The sequence below is a fragment of the Thalassotalea fusca genome (assembly GCF_053485835.1).
Genome location: NZ_JBQRUN010000007.1, coordinates 120,477 through 140,855, shown reverse-complemented (window position 1 = coordinate 140,855; position 20,379 = coordinate 120,477). Strand labels below are relative to the sequence as shown.

The 20,379-nt window shown below is 40.9% G+C and carries 17 protein-coding genes; 3 read left to right on the top strand and 14 right to left on the bottom strand.

Features of this window, described 5'->3' with window-relative positions; translation table 11 throughout:
- The first annotated feature begins 55 nt into the window (after nucleotides 1–55).
- A complete protein-coding gene (dapE, locus tag ACSLUK_RS10810; RefSeq protein ID WP_448548596.1) occupies nucleotides 56–1,258 on the top strand; it encodes a succinyl-diaminopimelate desuccinylase in 1,203 nt (400 codons plus the stop codon).
- A gap of 123 nt (nucleotides 1,259–1,381) precedes the next feature.
- Here dapE and olsF read toward each other — a convergent pair whose 3' ends face one another.
- From olsF to ACSLUK_RS10795, 3 genes are all read right to left on the bottom strand, one after another.
- On the bottom strand, nucleotides 1,382–3,091 hold the full coding sequence (gene olsF, locus ACSLUK_RS10805; RefSeq protein WP_448548595.1) for a bifunctional ornithine lipid synthase OlsF: 1,710 nt from the start codon (nucleotides 3,089–3,091) through the stop codon (nucleotides 1,382–1,384).
- 173 nt (nucleotides 3,092–3,264) lie between these two features.
- A complete protein-coding gene (locus ACSLUK_RS10800; RefSeq protein WP_448548594.1) occupies nucleotides 3,265–4,557 on the bottom strand; it encodes an alpha/beta hydrolase in 1,293 nt (430 codons plus the stop codon).
- Entirely contained in the window at nucleotides 4,557–5,006 is a 450-nt protein-coding gene (locus ACSLUK_RS10795; protein WP_448548593.1) for a hypothetical protein, read from the bottom strand. Before ACSLUK_RS10795 ends, ACSLUK_RS10800 begins: the two co-directional genes overlap by 1 nt.
- A gap of 208 nt (nucleotides 5,007–5,214) precedes the next feature.
- Between ACSLUK_RS10795 and ACSLUK_RS10790 the strand changes: the two genes are divergently transcribed.
- Nucleotides 5,215–7,749: a winged helix-turn-helix domain-containing protein gene (locus ACSLUK_RS10790; protein WP_448548592.1), complete on the top strand. Its 2,535-nt coding sequence runs from the start codon at nucleotides 5,215–5,217 to the stop codon at nucleotides 7,747–7,749.
- An 83-nt stretch (nucleotides 7,750–7,832) separates the two neighbouring features.
- On the opposite strand, the gene ACSLUK_RS10785 is transcribed toward ACSLUK_RS10790, so the two are convergent.
- The 5 genes from ACSLUK_RS10785 to ACSLUK_RS10765 form a co-directional block, all read right to left on the bottom strand.
- A complete protein-coding gene (locus ACSLUK_RS10785) occupies nucleotides 7,833–9,188 on the bottom strand; it encodes a DUF3300 domain-containing protein (protein WP_448548591.1) in 1,356 nt (451 codons plus the stop codon).
- Between the two features lie 401 nt (nucleotides 9,189–9,589).
- Complete coding sequence (locus ACSLUK_RS10780) at nucleotides 9,590–10,570, bottom strand: transposase (protein ID WP_448548590.1); 981 nt, start codon at nucleotides 10,568–10,570, stop codon at nucleotides 9,590–9,592.
- A gap of 326 nt (nucleotides 10,571–10,896) precedes the next feature.
- Nucleotides 10,897–12,282, bottom strand: coding sequence for an ATP-binding protein (locus tag ACSLUK_RS10775; RefSeq protein WP_448548589.1), 1,386 nt, complete (start codon nucleotides 12,280–12,282; stop codon nucleotides 10,897–10,899).
- Nucleotides 12,283–12,302: 20 nt separating this feature from the next.
- Nucleotides 12,303–12,977 (bottom strand): response regulator transcription factor, encoded by a 675-nt coding sequence (locus ACSLUK_RS10770; protein WP_448548588.1) that lies wholly within the window; start codon nucleotides 12,975–12,977, stop codon nucleotides 12,303–12,305.
- Nucleotides 12,977–13,291 (bottom strand): PepSY domain-containing protein, encoded by a 315-nt coding sequence (locus ACSLUK_RS10765; protein ID WP_448548587.1) that lies wholly within the window; start codon nucleotides 13,289–13,291, stop codon nucleotides 12,977–12,979. Before ACSLUK_RS10765 ends, ACSLUK_RS10770 begins: the two co-directional genes overlap by 1 nt.
- A 209-nt stretch (nucleotides 13,292–13,500) precedes the next feature.
- Between ACSLUK_RS10765 and ACSLUK_RS10760 the strand changes: the two genes are divergently transcribed.
- A complete protein-coding gene (locus ACSLUK_RS10760; RefSeq protein ID WP_448548586.1) occupies nucleotides 13,501–14,307 on the top strand; it encodes a choice-of-anchor H family protein in 807 nt (268 codons plus the stop codon).
- On the opposite strand, the gene ACSLUK_RS10755 is transcribed toward ACSLUK_RS10760, so the two are convergent.
- From ACSLUK_RS10755 to secD, 6 genes are all read right to left on the bottom strand, one after another.
- Complete coding sequence (locus ACSLUK_RS10755; protein WP_448548585.1) at nucleotides 14,304–14,660, bottom strand: 5-carboxymethyl-2-hydroxymuconate Delta-isomerase; 357 nt, start codon at nucleotides 14,658–14,660, stop codon at nucleotides 14,304–14,306. The two genes, ACSLUK_RS10760 and ACSLUK_RS10755, sit on opposite strands and share 4 nt — an antisense overlap.
- A 67-nt stretch (nucleotides 14,661–14,727) precedes the next feature.
- The gene (locus tag ACSLUK_RS10750) at nucleotides 14,728–15,447 is read right to left on the bottom strand and encodes a hypothetical protein (RefSeq protein WP_448548584.1); all 720 of its coding nucleotides are present in this window, start codon (nucleotides 15,445–15,447) and stop codon (nucleotides 14,728–14,730) included.
- 200 nt (nucleotides 15,448–15,647) lie between these two features.
- The gene (locus tag ACSLUK_RS10745; RefSeq protein WP_448548583.1) at nucleotides 15,648–16,559 is read right to left on the bottom strand and encodes an alpha/beta fold hydrolase; all 912 of its coding nucleotides are present in this window, start codon (nucleotides 16,557–16,559) and stop codon (nucleotides 15,648–15,650) included.
- Nucleotides 16,560–16,742: 183 nt separating this feature from the next.
- A complete protein-coding gene (locus ACSLUK_RS10740; protein ID WP_448548582.1) occupies nucleotides 16,743–17,303 on the bottom strand; it encodes a GNAT family N-acetyltransferase in 561 nt (186 codons plus the stop codon).
- A gap of 176 nt (nucleotides 17,304–17,479) precedes the next feature.
- Nucleotides 17,480–18,406: a protein translocase subunit SecF gene (gene secF / locus ACSLUK_RS10735; RefSeq protein WP_448548581.1), complete on the bottom strand. Its 927-nt coding sequence runs from the start codon at nucleotides 18,404–18,406 to the stop codon at nucleotides 17,480–17,482.
- Nucleotides 18,406–20,262 carry a protein translocase subunit SecD gene (gene secD, locus ACSLUK_RS10730; RefSeq protein WP_448548580.1) on the bottom strand — a complete coding sequence of 619 codons (1,857 nt, stop codon included), beginning with the start codon at nucleotides 20,260–20,262 and terminating at the stop codon, nucleotides 18,406–18,408. Before secD ends, secF begins: the two co-directional genes overlap by 1 nt.
- Nucleotides 20,263–20,379: the final 117 nt, after the last annotated feature.

Genomic DNA, 20,379 nt, shown 5'->3' with positions numbered 1-20,379 from the left:
CTGTCATGTGTTCAAAAGAAGATAGTTATGCGTAATATGCCAAGGGGTTTGAATTATGCGGGCAACTCAACAACACAATGTTCAATCTCAACAAGATCAATTTTACCTCAGCAAGCTCAGCCATTATCTAATGCCTTTATTGGCGATAGAGTCAGTAACGCCCAATGACAATGGCTGCCAAGATTTTCTGGAAAAAGCGTTATCCTTACTCGGTTTTGACTGCCACCGTTTCACGGTAAATGGCGTAAGCAACTTAATTGCTAAAATTGGCGTAGGAAATATGCGGATTGCCTTTGCTGGGCATACAGATGTTGTGCCACCGGGCGACCTAAGTAAATGGACAACCGCCCCATTTTCACCTGAGATAAGAAACGGTAACTTGTATGCCCGTGGCGTTGCTGACATGAAAGGTGGAATTGCTGCCATGTTAAGCGCTTTTGCCCAAGTGAAAAGTCGATTAAACCTCGATGACTATAGTTTCTACTTTCTCATAACAAGTGATGAAGAAGGTGAAGCTGAACACGGCACTATTGAAATAGTGAATCTACTAAAACGCATAAACGAACTACCGGATTTATGCATTGTTGGAGAACCAAGTGCGACACAGAATACCGGTGATACGATAAAAATTGGTCGCCGTGGCGCGATTTCCTGTGAAGCAACAGTTAAAGGAAAGCAAGGCCATGTTGCATATCCCCAATTTGCCATGAATGCGGCGCACAGTGCTGCTGAATTGGCATTAAGGCTAAGTCAGATTTCTTGGGATGAAGGCAGTGCAGATTTTCCAGGCTCCAGTTTGCAGATAACGAATATCGATACTGGTGAATGGACTGACAATATTATTCCGGGTGAGAGCCAAGTACATTTTAACGTACGCTACAGTCACAAGTTTTCTGAGGCCTGCGTAAAGAAAACCGTGCTGAGTGCAATCGATGAATTACAGGTTGACCATCAGGGTATCGAACTAGACTGGCAACGTCCATGCCATCCATACTACACGCGAGGCAGCGAACATAGCCCTATCCAGTTGGTAACCATTGCTGAACAGGCAGTTTTTGATGTGTGCCAAACCTTTCCGAAATTATCCACGTCTGGAGGGACTTCCGACGGCCGATTCATCGCGGCAGCTGGTACGCAAGTGATTGAACTTGGCGTGCCAAACCATTCAATTCATCAAGTTGATGAGCATGTCGCTATTAATGACCTAATTCAACTAGAGCATATCTATAAAAAGATTCTCGTCCGCTTAATGAATTAATGAACTTAGTTAATACAGGTTGTGTCATAGTATCGCTTTCAACATAACGTATATCCAACTTTTTATTATATTAATAAACGAATGCCACCTAACAATAGTTAAAATGACTTTCATAATGGCGATTTATTCAGACAAATAGCGTGCTCGCTTTTTGGGTTTCAGTAGCGTGATATCGAGCAACACGAGCCCGTCAATGCAATCAGCAAAGTCTCGGTCTACCCCAAAATCTAGGAATTTTACCCCACCACGTTCTGTTAGTTCACTGTATTGCTTGTAAAGTGTCGGTACACTTGTCCCCATATTGGCGAGTAAGTACTTGAGATGGGCAAAATCCGTTTTGTAATCATCCCCAGTAAACTGCACCTTAAGCTGTTCAACCAAGGATTGCTGAAGCGTAAACGGAGAGCGAGATGGAGCTAATGCCTGTTCACAGCCAAAGTACAATTGATAAAAATACACCATCAACTCTTTTGCGGCTTGTGGCATCGCATTACTCATGCTAACAGGCCCAAATAAGTAACGGTATTTTGGATACTTACGCATGAACGCACCAATGCCATACCACAAATAGTCTAAACTACGCTTTCCCCAATATTTAGGCTGGACAAAACTTCGTCCCAATTCCAATCCTTGTGCCAAATAGGGGTTCATATCATTGCTCAGCGCAAATAATGTATGGGTATACAAGCCTCTAATACCATGCTTAGCAATAACCTCGTTCGTATCAGCTAGGCGATAAGCCCCGACAATTTCCAAATCTTGATCATCCCATAAAATCAAATGTAAGTAATGCTTGTCGTATTTATCATTATCACGACGTAATCCACTGCCCTCACCTACGGCTCTAAAAGCACATTCTCTTAACACGCCGATTTCTCGCATAATGGCACCGTTTTCACTATAACGATGCAAAAGGATCTGTTTGCCATCACTCGTTTGTCCGAGATACTCGCAATCACGAATCGCTTGCTTTAATACCTTTCGATCCTCTTTCGGAGCAATTGCACACTCTGTTGCAAAGACCTCTTCATTGTCCTTTTTTAATCGGTAAAGGTGACGTTTAAACAACTTTGTTTTAGATTTAATATCAACTTTTACTTGCTGGTAACTGTCATAAGGAATTTGACGTCCAACACGCATTGGGATGTCTTTTTGTTGCTGCTTAAACATCTCATCTACTAACAACAACGTCGAAGCAGGCTTATACATCATCGAAATCCCGTAGAACGTCGCTGAGTTTTTGGCCTGAATGAACACAGGAACAATTGGCGCTTTGGCTTGCTGAGCAAATCGAAGAAAGCCGGATTGCCATTTCGGATCGCGCACACCTTCGGGTCTAAGCCGTGAAACCTCGCCAGCAGGAAATACAATAACGGCACCTTCGCTTTCTAAGTGTTCATTTATCGCGACAAGGTTCTCTTTAGGGGTTTTTCCGCCCATATTATTCACTGGCAATAACAAAGGTTTTAGTGGCTCTATCGACATCAACAGGCTATTTACCACGACTTTTACATCACGGCGTATATCACTGACGAGTTTAATAAGTGCTAGACCGTCGATAGAGCCGATTGGATGATTAGCAATGATAACAACGCGTCCGTTTTGAGGGATGTTCTCGCGTTCAGAGTCTCGAACAGAATAGCTCACATTAAGGTAAGATAAAGTCTGCTCAACAAAATCAAACCCTGTTAAATGTGGATACTTTTGTTCAAACTCTTGGAATTTTTTCTCGTGCAACAATGATTTAAGAATCGCTTTTACAGGCTTTTCCAACCAAGGTTTGCGCTGCAATTTGGGCATATTTTGGTCAACAACTTCATCTACTTTTATCATAAAAGCTCCTATATGAGGTTTTATGTAAAGTAATGTTCTTGGATGACACTGAAGTTAAATATTATTGACAGTTTTGTGTCTAATCACACGAAAACTAATGCATTGAGTCATTGCGCGTCACAGCCATCGATGTTGACATTTTCTATTCAACATCAATGGCCATTTTTTCTGAGTTAACTTGCAATTGATTGCAATAACTCTGCAATTTCTTTTTCACGATAATCTTTACTTGCTTTCGCTATGCTCAATGCTTTTTCTAGCACATTTTGTGCTTGTTGTTTATTGCGTTTTGCGAGATGAATTTTGCCTGTCACTAGCATGGCCTGCACGTCATTTGGCATATAGAATTGCCATCGCTTAGCCATTGTCAACGCCTGTTCCAACTCATTATCCTTAAGCAACTTTTGCGTAATGAATCGAAGACAATTCACACTATTCCAACGATCTGCATTTGGATACACTGTAAAGCCATATCGCGAAGACAATGTTTGGTAGTAATCTTCAATATTTTGCAACGCGTCACCGGGGGCTTTGATAAGTTCACGATATTTGGGTGCCCAGATCGACTCAGGATAAACGTGTTCTATGAATGACAGCATACCTTTTAGCAACGCATCGTAATGTCTTTCATTGTCTAATGTTTCTATAATCAATTGTTTACTTGGTGTTTCGATAGATTGCAAACCACCTTTTAACTTGGCAAAGTTTTCTTGATATTCAGGATCGTTAATTATGTCATCGTCGGCTTCGGCAAAATAAACAATGCCTGGTTGTTCTCCAATTGCACGAATCTTTTTCGCTAACGTATTGTTGATTTCTTCATATAAAGTCGCCGACTGAGAAAAGCCCATGCCCACCATATCGCTTGACGCTAAGAACATATAGTCTTGAAAAAGTTGAGGATGATTGACAAGCGCATATAGCGGAAACAAAGCACTACCAGATACACCAATAATTTGACGATAATCATTAGCGCGGTAGCGATGCTCAAGAAATGGAAAAAGCTCCTGTTGTAGGTGCTTTATATAGTTATCCACTTGACCGTAACCGTTAATTTCAGACTTTCGCCACATGCCATTCGTGTAAACATTCGGAAAATGCCCGCTGTAATTCAGGCTAACAACAATTGAATCGGGCATACGATCAACAGAGGTTAAATGTCTGACAATCCCTGTGACCTGATGAAAGAATTGGTTGCCGTGGCTGCCATTAACAAACAAAACAGGAAACGTTTGATAGTGTTTACTGCTTTCAAATGTTTGAGGTAAATAGATATTTAGTTCAACATCACTTTCAAGGAATTTTGACTGAAATAGTATTTGCTTACCGTAAGTCAAAGGATTGCTATCTAAGATTGCCAAGCCTACATTTGATGATTCATCCTTCATGGGCCCTGCGTTTGTTTTTTTAATTCCTAATGCCAAAACCAGAAAGATACAGGCGACATACGTTGTTAATTTTTGCATTACCAAAACTCCGTAATTCTTTTAACTTTCAATCCTTCAAATTCGAAGACAGCCAAATGGTATTCCGCCTTATCTTCTTGTGATGATGCTTGCTGTAATCGTTGCACGGCGACAGATTTCCGACCAGGAATGATATTTACAATCTTGTATCTATCAGTCGTGTAGTTATATTGTCCTTCTTTGAGGTATTTAACAGTATTTCTATACAACTGCTGTTTAGTGTACTCACCACCGTATTGCTCGTGTACATAGATGAACTCTTGGCTGTACATGTTAAACAAAGCATCAGCATCTGAAGTGGTTGAACCTCGCATAAGTAATTTGTTCTGGTATTCGTTGATCAAATATATCTGTTTTATTAATTGTTCGGATGTCGCTATGTTTTGCGCGAGTGCGCCAAATGTCATGCAGCAAACAAACACCGTTGTTGCCATCACGTTTAATTTCATTTTTTTGTACCCTCGTTAGGAAAACCATGATGAGGATAAAACGTACAAAATTTAATCCTTGAATTTACGCTTAATAAAAGCTGATTTTTCGCTGAATCCTCTAACATCAACAAGTTAGCAGACTTTTTGTTGCAATTATTACTTCCTAACTGCTGCCCGTTTTGTGGTAATGTAAACACAGGAGAAAGGAAAGTTTGAGAAAAACAAGATGAAACACCAGTTTCGCATTAACGAATATTTGGTCGATATTAGCAAAAACCAGATTATAGACACCCATAATTCTGCCGATTCATCCGCAAAGAATATAGACACCCATGATTCTGCCGACTCATCCGCACAGAATATAGACACCCATGATTCTGCCGATTCATCCGCAAAGAATATAGACACCCACAATAGCGATGAGGCTGCCGTTTCAAATATGCCACCAAAATCACTCGAAGTGTTAACTGTTCTTGTAGAAAATGCGCCGAATGTAGTGAGTGTCGAAGAGTTAATGGACCAAGTGTGGAAAGATACGGTTGTATCACCTAATTCGGTACAGCGGTGTATTGCTCAGTTGCGCAAAGCAATGAACGACAGCAGTAAATTACAAAAAATCATTAAGACACATGCCAAAAAAGGTTATAGCATTGAAGCCAAAATTTCATTTGTTGACTCACCTTTATCACCTGCTTCAACAGCAAATGTAGCCACAACGAACTCTCTTGAAGAAACTACTCAACAAATAGACGAATCTTCGCAGTCTAATGAATCCACTGTATTCACACAACAAAATGAAAGTGTTCCACAACCCCGTTCAGAAAAATCAGATGCTGATTTGAACGCTAGTACAAAGCCAACGCAAACAGAGTTAAACCTTTCGCCAATTAAAAGTGAAGCCAAAGAACACCGCTGGGTGAAACGTTTGTATCAATTGAGATACTTCATAATAGCAATACTATTAACTATATTGGCCATTAGTAGTTTTCGTATGTTGCCAAAAGCCACGCGCAATCTAGAGTTTAATACTTTAACGCCTGTATTGGTGAGTGACGCTAAAGAAACGAATGCCTCATACACTCCTGACGGCACGGGAATTATTTTCCATCGATTTGACGGATTATGTGCAAACAATATTTGGCTGCGGGATATCAAGAATTCTGTGGAGCATCAACTCACACTTAGCACAGGCTTTTATGGACCACACCAGTTTACTCCAGATGGAAATAAAATAGCATTCATGGCCAAAGACACTTGTACAAATAATGAGTCGGCCGATAGAAGTGATGTTAATAATGACAAACATGACATTCATAACCATAAAAATAAAAACAAGACACCCAAAAATAAAAACAAGACACCCATAATTCGTCATTGCTGGAACTTGATGACCTTGGATATCAATAAAGGCCTGTCCGCGCCAGTAGAACCAGAGGTTGTAGTTAGTTGTAACGATGGTGAGTTATCAAACCCTATCTGGTTAGACAATGGCAATATCGCTGTACTGAAGAAAATTCAGGGCAATTGGCAAGTTGTTAAATATATGCCAGGCGCAAAGATAGAAAAAACGTTATACGCACCGCAACAACTTTCCATATATCATCTTGGTTACATGCGTAAGAAGCAAACAATTTACGTGTTAGCCATTAATAGACTTGGCAAACATGTCATGACTCTTTTGGATCAACAAGGAGGTGTCACAGCAAGCCATGAGATTATTCGACCTGAAAACTTGTCACCTTTTAGAATGATCCAACCATTTTACGACCCACACAGTGAACAGCTGGCATTTTCTACCGGCAAGAACCTTTACTCATTGTCTTTGAGCGGTAAAGTTAACAAGCTTACTCAACTTAGATATAACGACTTGAACAATTATTCTTTTTCACCCGAAGGGAAAAAGCTTCTCGCAACTGAAGGCAAAGTCGATATAGATATTTCGCAAACCTCAATTGAAGCACTTGCGAAACAACATCAGCCTGATTTCAGTCCACTTGCCAGCTTTAATGCTGTGCATCAACCATATCGAAGCATTCACAGAACCGCACATGTTGAACAGGATGCACAATTTCAACCGAATGGCCATCTAATCGCATTTATGAGTGACCGCACCGGAGACACCCAACTTTGGTTGCGAGATAACGACAAACTCACACAACTCACCAATTTTCATACTGATTCCCTATTCACTCATTTTGTATGGAGCCCACAAGGCAACAGCTTGATTGCGACGGTGAACGGTCAGTTGATTGAAATTGATTTAGATAAATCACAACGTTTAATAAATACGCCGTACCCAGTATTGGCTGTTTTTCAATGGACTGGCAGCGACTCACTATTAGTTCAAGTACGAATCGCCGGAGAAATTGCTCTCGCTAAATTTAGTCTTGCTTCAAAAGACTTAACCATAGTGCAAAACCTCCCCGTTAAATGGGCACAAATTTCAGACAGTGCCGGATTAGTTTATTTAGATACGTTAAACCAATTTTGGCAACACACAATATCTGGGCCGATCTTAATCAACAAATTATTAGCTCAAGTAGGCTCAAATAGATTTATATTACAAAATGATGATATATGGTCTTTCAATAATGACGGACGTTTGTGGAACTTTCATATCAAACAACAATCATTTGAACTAGTTGGCCATGTGAATTCTCAAGTTGCATATTTTAGTGACTTAAAAGATTCGACTTTATTGCTGACACAAATAATTTCAGCTAAGAAAGACATTGTAGAACTCACAATTCAAGAGAATTAATCAGGATTTTGCGTGGTTGTTGGTACATTGATTTCTATCAACACAACCACGCTCCTTTCCTCAAGACCACTGACAAGCAACCATTAGTGATGCTGCTTTTTCACACGTTGGCTGCCACGACTTGAAGACTGCCCCCTTTGGGATGAAGTTTTTTTATGAGATCTTGCTTTGTTGTGAGTGCTATTACTCTTAGGTTTAACCTTTGTACTATTGCTAGCACGAGCATTATCAGACCGATGATGATAATTATTATTCTTGTGCAATTTTTGCGAACTATGTTGCTTCACAGAAGATGTTTTTGCTTGTGTCATTGACGATTTGTGATGATATGCTGCTTTTTGCTTAGCAGATGACACTTTGATCGCTTTGTTTTTTACAATATGCTTATCCCGCTTCAGTGCGCTATTTATCTCTTTATGCTTATTGCGGTGAGTAATTTTTGCGTGCACTTTATCGCGATGGTTTGTACTGCGGTTACTATAATTTGTAATAGACTTGGCGTGCTTATCAACTTTAATCGCTTTATTTTTATGGTGATGGGCACGAGTTACAACGTTTTTACTATGATACTTGTGAGCTACACGTTCGGAACGATACGCTACACCTCGGCGGTGACTAGGCGCATGAATCCACTTTTTCGCATGGTGACTAGTGACAACTTTTTTCCGCGGGTGATGCCAATGATTGTGATGGTGATTGATGACAATATGGCGTTTATGCCAGTGAAATGCACTAAAATAGAATCCCACAGAAATATGTACACCGGAGTGCCAATAATAGGGGCCGTTATAATAAGCGTAACGGTGTGGTGAATGCCAATGAACAGGCGGATAGTGTACCCAATGCCAGTTACCATAAACTACGCGAGTATCATAGTATGGAACATACACAACCTCCGTCCGTTCTGGTTCTATGACGATGACTTTTTCTTCTCGAACAATTTTTACGTTGTCCATTTGCGCTAGATTGCCAGCATCATCAGCTTTTTGCCGCAGCGATTGGATGCTTGCTAAAACAGCCGCCTCATCTTCCAAAAAGGCATCGCCCAATTGTTGCATCCAATCGAGTTCACTACTTAATTTTTCTAAAACGGTTGGAAAAAGGAGAAGCGCTTTGACGCTAGGATCCCAACTTTTATCTCGACTGCGCGACTCAATATCTTCTGGTTGTATGTCTCCAATACGCGTTCGCCAGCGCTCCGCGTCAACCACCTCCAAAGGATATGTACTTGCAATTAAGATATGCGTTAACAAGGAATCAGGGTAAAGAGCAATAGGCGCGAGTAACTGCGCTAATTCCGCTTCAGTAATTACTTCTTGTTCTGCAGAATAACTCGTTGGCACTTGAGCGGAAACTTGCGTTATATAACTACTAGAAATTATTAGTGTTCCTACTAAGAACGCGCTTAGAATGCTTTTTTGTGAGCTTGTTTTCATCATCACTACCCTCTTTTCCTGAGATAGTGCTCATTCTATAAAAAGTAAACTGAACTTAACCTGAACAGTTTTCCCTAAATTAGGCCACCCATAGTTTACAATGGTTCCTTACTTTACTATATCAGGCCACCCACTACTCTTCTCTTAATTTAGCTTCTCTTAATTTAGCTTCTCTTAATTTAGCCACCCACAATTTATAATAAGAACAGATCACACAGAAAAGGCATTTCTCTTGCTTCACATTCTTATCAGATAAGTTTTTTTAAGTACTCGTTATGTCGCGTATAAAATGAAATCAGACGCTTTGGGGCTTATTTTCAAAAATTAGTCGTGCGAATCTCAGGGTAAAGCAACTCCCTATGTTCGCATTAGATTTTTCGTTATTTGAAGCTTCAGAGGCTTAATTATCCTGACGACAACCACCGCTGGCTGTTCGCAATGCCATGGCGACGAGATAAGCCAATGCTTTGATAATACTCACTAAGACTTTGTGGAGCTCCTACAGCACACGTAAAAACATGCTCAAATTCAGTTGCTATTTTGAGCCAATTCGTCGGCGAAACGTTTATTCGTGACAGCAAGGGCAAGCTTAAAGGGTCAATAACACCTGGCTTGTCTTCTCTCATTATTCGTCCCGTTGTGTCGACTAACGAGAAATAATCAATAAGCTCAAAGTGAATGCCTTTTGAATTATCGTTTCGTTCATTGCCTCTAAATTCGGCGAGCACTGCAGGTTGCTCTCCTTTTAACGCGGCTTTGATTCGCAGTTGAATGCTGGTGAAGTCTGATTGCTCTGGTGTTGTCGCTATTTTCGCTCTGACCGGATTTAAATCAACATACACCATACACGTGAGTAATGCTGCTTCATCTAACAATGCTTGTGACTTAAATCGCCCTTCCCAAAAACGACCTGTACACTCATCCTCCGCATTAGCTTTGCGGGCAATGTATTCGTTTAGAGCACGCATAAACCAACTAATGTCCATTAGTCGTTGTCGGTATACTTCGATACAACTTTTCACTGTCGAAACTTCACTCGATGACAAGGTGGCTTGATTAGTAAATAGTTTGGTTAAATGTGTGCCTTTGAACAATTCATGCCATCTTCTTAGTACTTCAATCTCAGACCACTTTTGAATTTGCTCAACATCCACATATAACACGAGGTGTAAATGGTTATGCATAACAGCATACGCACAGATATCAATGGCAAAAACTGAAGCCAATTGATGTATACGCCGTGCAACCCAATCTCTTCTGTGTTCGTAATTCTTGCCGTTACTTTCATCTATCCCACATAAAAATGCTTGTCGGACAACACGGCTACAAACATGATAGTAACGTGTATCACACAAACTAATTTGCTGCTCTCGCGGCTTCGGCATGGTCGCTCCTTGACCTTTAAAAATTCATTCTGACAAGTCTAGTCAAAGTCTAGAAATTCTCAATGAATTCTGAGCATTTGGAAATATCTTATCGTGGGTGGCCTAATTTGAAGCCCTCCCAAATCATGGCTGTCTTGAATTGCTACGATGGCTGTCTTGAATTGCTACGGAAACATCTAATCGTGGGTGGCCAAATTTGAAGCCCGGAAACATCTAATCGTGGGTGGCCTAATTTGAAGCCCTCCCAAATCATGGCTGTCTTGAATTGCTACGGAAACATCTAATCGTGGGTGGCCAAATTTGAAGCCCGTCTAATCGTGGGTGGCCTAATTTGAAGCCTTATTGAAACGTACTTTGAAACAAGCTCCTCTCAAATCATGGCTGTCTTGAATAGCTATACTTCCCTGATAGCTTTCAACTAAATCGCGAACAATCGCCAGTCCAACACCGTGTCCAGTTTCATAGGTATCTGCTCGCATTCCTCGGTTAAAAATGCTCTCCACTTTATTCGGTGCAATCCCGAGTCCGTCATCTTCAACAATAATTTCAATGTATTCAGGCTGTTCATTAACTGATAACTGAACTTTAGCGCATGCTGCTTTTGCTGCATTGTCTAACAAATTCCCAAGCAACTCGAGTAAATCACCCTCTTCACCTCTAAAAACTGTCTTCTCATTCGCCAGCAAAGTAAATTCTAACGCTTTATCACGATAGATTTTTTGCAAACTGCCCAGCAATTTTTCTGCGACAGGTTTAATTTCGATTCCCATATGCCAGGCGGATTGACCAGCACTTTGTGCCCTTTTAAGTTGATGTTCTACAATCTTATTTATGCTGGCAAGTTGATTACGCGTAAGCTCAGATAAATCAGACTGACTTTGAATTACCGCTAGTGGCGTCTTTAAACTGTGCGCCAAATCAGAAAGCGCATTGCGGTAGCGGGTGCGTTGATGTTGTTCAGTGGCAAGAAGCCGATTAATTTGCTCTGTCACACGCTGTAGCTCTTCAGGAAAATCGCCAATCAAGTGTTCTGCTTTACCTTTTTCTACTTCCGCTAATTGCTGCTTAAGTGTTGAAAGTGGTTTCAGTGTCCAGTTCAACCAAATAACTTGAAACAACAAAATCGCCATGATAAACAGCATCAAGACTATCCATAAACGTTCTTTGAATTCAGACATTTGTAATTCAAATGCTTCTTTTTGATAGACAATATGGATCACCATTGGTGTATCAATATTGTCACCCACATCATTAACTTCACTAAAATTAACAGACAAGCTCAATAGGAAATGTGCTTCGTTTTGAATGATAAGTTCCGTAAAATTAAATTCCCCCATATTGGGGTTGGGCAGCATCTTAGGATCAGCAAAACCTAGGTACGATGGCGATCGCCACAAGACATCACTTTCTTGAATGCGTCGCTTTTGCTTCGGCAACGCATTATTAAATTTAACGAATAAAGCATATAGTCCAGATTGCCCGGCGTTAAACCTATTCTCTAGTAATTGTTCAGGCATAATGAGCTGCTGCTCTTCGACTTCTGCAAGTGCTAAAATGGAATAACTGTATGCTGTCAGTTCACTTTTAATGCCTGACTGCATGTGTTTTTCATAAGCATTTATTATGGTTAACCCGATCAGCGGTAGCATCAGCAACACCATCACGACAGCGCTGATCAGAATTCGATACTTTAACGTGTGAAATAAGCGCATAGTTACGTCAGATTAACCAGCTAATCAAAAGCACGTAACCGATAACCTTGGCCACGTAAGGTTTCAATGAATTTTAGCTCATTTTCAGGGTCAAGCTTTTTACGCAATCGACGAACGAAAACTTCAATAACATTGGAGTCTAAATCGAAGTCTTGATCATAAATATGTTCGGTCAATGTTGTTTTGGAAACAATAGTGTTTGGATGCAACATCAAGTATTCAAACACCTTATATTCATAGCTGCTAAGACTTACATCTTGTTCATTAACACTAACTTGACCACTAGCAGTATTTAACGAGAATGGGCCATTTAATATAACAGGACTCGCTTTGCCCGCACTTCGACGAATAAGTGCATTCAATCGCGCTAATAATTCTTCGATTTGAAAAGGTTTGGTCAAGTAGTCATCAGCTCCTGCGTCAAGACCTTCCACCTTATCCTGCCATCTATCACGCGCTGTTAGAACGATAATAGGAAAGCTAATATCTGATGCTCGTAGCGCCCTAATCACACTTGTACCGTCTAACTTTGGTAATCCTATATCTATTATTGCCGCGTCATACGCTATTTCTTGCCCTTGAAACAGGCCGTCTTCACCATCTGATGCGCAATCTACGCTATATTTGGCCGCTTCTAATTGTTGTTTAACTTGTGCTTGTAAAGCTAAGTCATCTTCTACCAGCAATAACCGCATTATTTTCTTCCTGATATCCTGCCTGTCGCCGCATCAACGGTCACAGAAACTACTTGGCCATTCGCTTTCAATAACTTTACGCGATATCCAGTATTGCCGTTCAGCTGTTTGCGTTGAACCTTCAAAACTTTACCTCCATATCGTTGCTTCACGATTTGCGCCGCCTGTTGCGCGCTAGTAACCTTGAGCGCAGATCCTTGAAAGTAAGCTGCTTTTTGCAGTTTCACATTGCCATAGGCATTATCAGAGTATGCTAAAGCAGTCGGTTGCCCTAACAACATTCCCCCTAAAATAATGCTACTTATGATTCTCATTTACCCATTCCTACGGTGACTTGCCAATTCTATTGCAGATAAGTGTAAAAGAATGAACTGCGTAAATAAAGCTAGGTTAGCGTTTTCTACATGAACATTAACTGAACGGCAACACCTTGGCATAAAAAGAAAAATTTTTGCCTTCGTTCAGCTTTGATTAAGTTTGTCAGGCGCTAAATGGAGTCATTGACAACAAATAGGAATTGCTTATGAACAAGTTAACTCAAACACTTACAATTGCATTATTAACGTTGCCGCTTAGCTTAACTGCGCTTGCCAATTCTTTCGGCAAGACTGAAATTCAGACATTTTCAGCACAAGGCATAAAACTCGACAGTCAATCTGACTTACTACTTGAATCCATTAAAGAAAAGCAAGCTAGCGGCACGCCAGATCAAAATACGCAGGGAACTTCGCTCTATACACGTGATGAACACATAGCGCTAAAACAAAAGCGCCTACCATTGAAGCAATTCGCTAGTAAGCAACAACATTCGAAGAGCAAAGCGAAACATCATGCGTTCACTATTTACAGCGCATACACGCAACTCATTGAAGATTTCGACTACGATGGGTTCTACCAAACATTCAGCGTGACATTTGATGCCGATGTTTTATCGCCAATTGCAAATGAGTATGCCAGAGTATATGCAGAGCTTTACATCAGTGAAAATGGTGGGCCTTGGATGCATTATTTTACGACTGATAGCTTCAACATCTATGGTGAAAGTACCGACGACGAGTATGAGGTTTACTCAACACTAAACCAAGGTTTTCCTTCGGGAGAATACGATATTCTAATCGACCTCTACGAAGAAGGTTATAGCGATATTGTAGCTACCTACTCGGCAGAAGATGATCCAGCGCTATACGCGGTTCCGTTAGAAAGCAGCGATTACGACGTTGAATATACTGAGATTGTCGTTGAAAGCCATGGACATGGAGGTTCGTTCTCTGGTTTTGCCCTACTACCACTTGCTTTGATAGCGATAGCGCGTCGCAGAAAAATGCGCTAATTTTGGTCGGAGAGAGTAACGTGTTTTGCGTAGCTCTCTCTTTCAATATCAACAACCTCTGCTGTAATAGAAACTTGGTGCACACCTAGCTCTTGTAACTGCGCAATGATCCCTGCGGACAATGCTTTTTTTTGTGTTAATGTTCGCCCAGTCAAAATTTTAGCGACGACATGAATAAATCGCAACTCGGGATGTGCGCAATCAAAATGTTGAAACGATTGCAAACGACACTTGATGTCTTTAGGCTCAAACAATTGTGAATCTATCGCAGCCCATTTTACGCAATCAATAATGCTTCGTGCACTATTTTCAGCAACGACTGACTCAGAGACTTCTACAACAAAATGAGGCACAGTATTTTCCCTATTTCCTACGATTACTACCAAATAAACGCGAATAAATCGCCCAACAATAAATTAGTTACAGCACTAACGCGATTGAATAGCTGCATATTACATTTTTCAGGCTGAAATTCCCACTTTCAGCGGTAGGTAATAAACGCACACGCTTGCGTGCTCCGTTATTGTCCCTTTCCACATTCACTGTACGCCTAAAGTTCAATCTCTCGCGGTTTTCAAAGCGCAATTGCACAGAATCAACGTCCTCTCTCGACCAAAACCCTTGATAGCTGGACTCATCATATTGTTCAGTATCGGCATTCCAGCGTTCAACCAAAAGCGTAAATGTTTTGTCTTCTTGAATCGTCAACGTATTTGAGTTTGGGCAATTGTCACCCAAATATTCACTTTCAAACGGAATACTGTAATTAGTTACAGGCGGTACAAATCCGTCAGGAATTAAATAGACACCCACGTTATTTTGGCTAAAACTGTGATTGCCGCTAAAGATTAAATTGGTGGATGATATTTCATAACCTGCATTACCAAGTGTTGTCATAAGATCAGCTAGCATGTCTTGTGCATTTAATGCTGGAGAAAAAACGATGCTATTTTGCGTAATCCCATCTGGTGGCACTTGCTCACTAATCTGTACCTCAAATTCAGCCGCTTCCAATGACGCCACGACTTTTTGTTTTTCATGCGCTGTTAAATAATGCGGAAAAACATGCACAGTGGGCACAGATGAACAGGCGACCAACACTAATGAAAGACCAACTAACAGCAGATTCTTATAACTCATTTGGCACACACTCCTAACGAAACCATGGTCTGAGTAATTACTATTCATCGCACAATAATTACATCTGTAACCATCAAGAGATTACAGACGTAATTTGTTCATGTAAAGTCCATTTGGTGTTTTTTTCATGATGTATTTTATTGAAAAATAAACGTATTAGCGAAGGAGATCGTCATATATGACTCAACCAATCCATCAGGTTAGTCAGCACTTTGTATCGACTGTAGCCACGCTGTTATTTTGGGAAAATGATCTTGTACCGCCAGCTGACTGGTCAAAATATCGATATGCCCGTAATCAAATAAGTCACCTTCAGCCTTAGACAACACGGAAAACTTAGCCTGCGCATTGTTTGATTCTGCAATAAACGCTTTTACGTCACGAGGGTTGCCCAATACGTGATCGTTGATACCTGTGATGTGCCACGTTGGTGGCCATGCTAGCTTTTGCGCAGACGAAAAATAATCAAAATCATCATCGGTGTCACGCCATTCGCTCGGATAAATCCATGCGTTACTTTGCTTAAGTGCGCGTAATGTTTCGTTGTCAGCACCAAACTTTAACTTTTTGGCGTCAATATAACCTTGGTTACGGGCGAGCCAAGGAGCAACATAACGCCACAACACATCGATTTTCCAGTATTTTTCAAAGTTTCGGCTATGGATAACACGCTTAGTTCCAAAGCACACTTTACTGGCAATATTAGCCACTCTATCTGGAAAGCGTGCTAAAAAGCTCGCAAATAACACACCGCCCCAAGAGTGACAAATCACATGCACTTTTTGAGGGTTGTGCTGCGCAACAAAATCAAGAAATAACGGAATATCGCGTGTGATACTTTCTGTTTGTCCATGTGCACTATCTTCAACAATGGCGGGGCTACTTTCCCCCTTACCACGAAAGTCTGCCACGTAAACATCAAATCCTTGTTTAGCGAGATAGCAAGCCAATCCCTTGCCATTGTTGGTATAAAATATTTTGCCATTCTCAATGGTACCATGCAGCATCAGAACCGGCTGGCCTTGGGTATTATCGCCTCGAGTATCATCAAAAATGCGTCGAATGTGCAATTGATGATGTCCATCATTAATAAAGTGTGATTGTTGCTGCATAACTTCCAAAAAACTCAAAAGGTCAGACCAGAGAAATTACAGTGAAATAAGCTGCGTGTAAAGTAACGTAACAGAAGTGGTGAAAAGTTATTGAATTTAAAACGAGTGCAATAAGCCGCAGCCGTTTGCCCTATGCATGTATTAGACTAACGACAGCAGCTACATCAGCTTGTACCAACTGAATTAATCAACAAGTAATCCGAAGACCATCTCATCATGCCATTGACCATTCAACGTTGAATGGCGTCGCAATAAGCCTTCCTGCTCCATGCCAAGTTTTTCCATTAGTCGTGATGACGCATGATTTTCAGCCACGCAATAAGCCAAGAACTTGTTCACCTTTATCGTGCGTTTAACAATTCCAAGCAGTGCACTTACTGCTTCAAATGCATAGCCTTTGCCGTGGAAATCTGGATGAAAGCGATAGCCAATTTCAATACGACAATAGTCAACTGACTCAAAACGAAGGCATACCATGCCAATAAAATCCGTTGTGTTAGGTAAACTTACTGCCAAACTTGTCCATACCCCTTCTTCTGCCGACCATGGACCGATAAATCCCAAAACGCGTTGCTCTAGCTCATCAGAATAATCAATATCAGCAATATATTTCATTATTTCTGGGTTACGCTCGTGCTCGATTTCCAGTGGAATATCAGCTTCATTAAATCGTCGTAAGATCAAGCGTTCCGTTGCATGATTCAACGACATGATAACTTCAGCCAACACTTGATTATCTGGCATAAATACTCCTTAACTTGCTGATAATTTTTTGAAATACATTTCGACGAACCAACAACCTTAGCGAAAAGACACACTTTTAACAATAATGAATTAGCCAACTTGCCCTTTTTTGTTTAATCCCAAAATTCACGCATGTAGCTGTACCAAACAACGGTACAGCCAACACACTCGCTAGTTTAAGGTAACGTACACTGTTCCTCATCAATTTTATGGTAATGATCTACGTCCATCTTAAGCAGTTGCGGAAGCGTGGAAGATATTGCAATCGATGAATAAGTACCAACAGCAATTCCTACAAATAATGCCAGCGCGAAACCAAATAGGGTTTCGCCTGCAAAAAAGCCAATTGCAGCGACAGTCGTTAATGTTGTGCCAGATGTTATTAACGTTCTAACCATCGTTGCGCTGATAGCACTATTAATCAAGGCATCCAGAGTCTTATTCTGTTTCGCTTTCATGTGCTCTCTTAGCTTATCTGCAACGATAATAGAGTCATTCAATGAATACCCTATAATCGCCAACACCGCGGCAAGTACCGTTAAATCAAATGACACTTGTAGCCAGGCAAATACCCCAAGGACAATGATGACATCATGAAACAACGCCAGTACCGCCCCTAATGCCAGACGCCATTCAAAACGTACAGCGACATAAGCCAAGATCATGATTAGCGCCGTCAGTAATGCTAATCCTCCTTGTTCAATCAATTCATCGCCTACCTGACTTCCCATATACACTGCGTCAAGCGGTATAACATCCCCCGCTAACTCGCTTGCCAGCAGTTCCAACCACGACATATTGGTATCATCACTGCTAGTTTGTCCCATAGAGTCAGCTTGCCGTACCACCCAATGATGACCACCGTCAGCCATCGTAAGCTGAAACTCGTCAGGCAATACTTTACGTAGTGTGTCCTGCATGTCAGATTGCTTATATGCAGTAGAAGTTGAGTATTCCGTAAGGTAACCACCTGTAAAATCCAAACCAAGATTTAAGCCTTTAGTCCAAATGCCAATCATTGAAACAATCATGAGCAATATGCCAAATGCGAATCCAGAAACACGCAGCCGTGTAAAGCGATTAGATGAAAATAAATTACTCATTATTTGACTCCTAATAATCCGTTACGCTTGGGGTTAATCAGTGTTAATGTCGCCACTTTGGCAACAAATACGCCTGTAAATAAACTGGTTAAAATACCTAGACTCAGGGTCAAAGCGAACCCTTTCACAGGGCCATAACCAATAGCGTAAAGAATCAATGCTGTGATCATTGTGGTTAGATTGGCATCAAATATTGCAGTAAAAGCATTTTGATACCCTGCTTCAATAGCTCCACCAACTGTTCGACCTTTTCTCAGCTCTTCTTTGATACGTTCGAAAATAAGTACATTGGTGTCAACCGCCATTCCCACAGTTAGTACCAATCCCGCAATACCCGGGAGCGTCAGCACCGCACCAGGTAAAAGTGACATTAACCCAAGCAAACTAAGTAAATTTAATGCAAGTGCTCCATTCGCAATAAGCCCTAATTCGCGATACCACAGCATCATAAATAACAATGTAAAACCTAGTCCGACAGCTAGCGCAGTTATGCCATGTTCGATGTTATCTTCGCCGAGCGTTGCTTGAATAGTACGCTGTTTTACTATCGTCACTGGTGCTGTTAATGACCCCGCTCTAAGTACTAATGCTAGTTCATGAGCCGCTGCCGCACTTTCCATATTTGTAATGCTAAAACTTGCACCTAGTGGTTCTGAAATTCTCGCAACATTGATTACCTTGCTCGACTTAATCGTTTGATTATGTTCATTCTTTCTGTATTCGGTATAAACCGTCACGATTGGGTTGCCTACATTATCTTTGGTAAAGTTCGCCATGCGTTTTCCGCCTAATGTATCAAGCCGTAAATTAACCGAAGGGTTACCTATTTGATCGCGACCATTAGTCGCATGTTCAATTGAATTCCCAGTGAATATTGGTGTTGCATCCAATCTTAATAACTCACCATTTGCGCTACGCATCGCCTTAGTTGAAAGCGAACTTCCATTGGCCATTTGATAAAATGCCAGCGAAGCGGTTGCGCCGATAATGCGTTGTGCTTCATGCGGATCTTTTATCCCAGGTAATTCAATACGAATTCTATTTTTGCCTTGTTGCTGCGTTACCGCTTCAGTGATACCTAGCTCTTCAATTCGGCCACGCATGGTTTTAATGGATTGCGCCATCACCTCACGTCTAAACTGATTGGCCTGTTGCTCATTTACATTAACTACTATTTGTTTCACATCGCCCGATACGTTTTTGTCATTGATTGAAAATAACTGCTGTGAAGCTAATTGTTCGTTGACAAACGAAATCAAGTTATTGCGACCTGAGGCGTCTGTCAGCACAATTTGCTCTTTATCATTCAACTCAACATTTACACCGCGCAGTTTCGCTTGCCTTAGTTCTTGCTTAAGCATCAATACTTGGCTCTCTTTCATTTCAGCCAAGGCTTTTTCATGGTCAACTTCTAGCACAAATAATACCCCACCACTTAAGTCGAGCCCGAGTTTGATTGGCTTAGCGCCAAATGTTTGAAGCCAGAGTGGCTGGCGACGAATTTGTTCAGAATTAATCTCAAACTCTTGATCGTATAGTTGGCTTAAATGTGATTTTGCTTGAGCAAATTGCTGCTTATCATTTATCAATAGTTGCAGTTGTTCTCCACTAGCATTTGCACTGTCTAAAACGATGCCTTTGCCAGCCAGTTGGTTTTTCACCTGCTCAATTGTTGGTAAATAAGCTGAATTTTGCGTAGAAGATAGCGTTAATTGATTGGTAAACCCGTAGAAATTAGGTAACGCCTGTATTGTTAAAAAGGCTAAAACTACGGCAATTACCGCATATTGACTCCAATGGAATTTAGTTTTTTTAAAAGCACGAAGTCGATTACTTCTAGTCTCTGAATTTTTCATCAAATTTTCTCATAAATGCACGCTTTGGTCGTAAGCAAAGCGCTATAACGTTGGCGGCTCATCGGCACGCCAATTCGAATAATCGGACTATGACCTGTAAACGGTAACGGTCCGTCA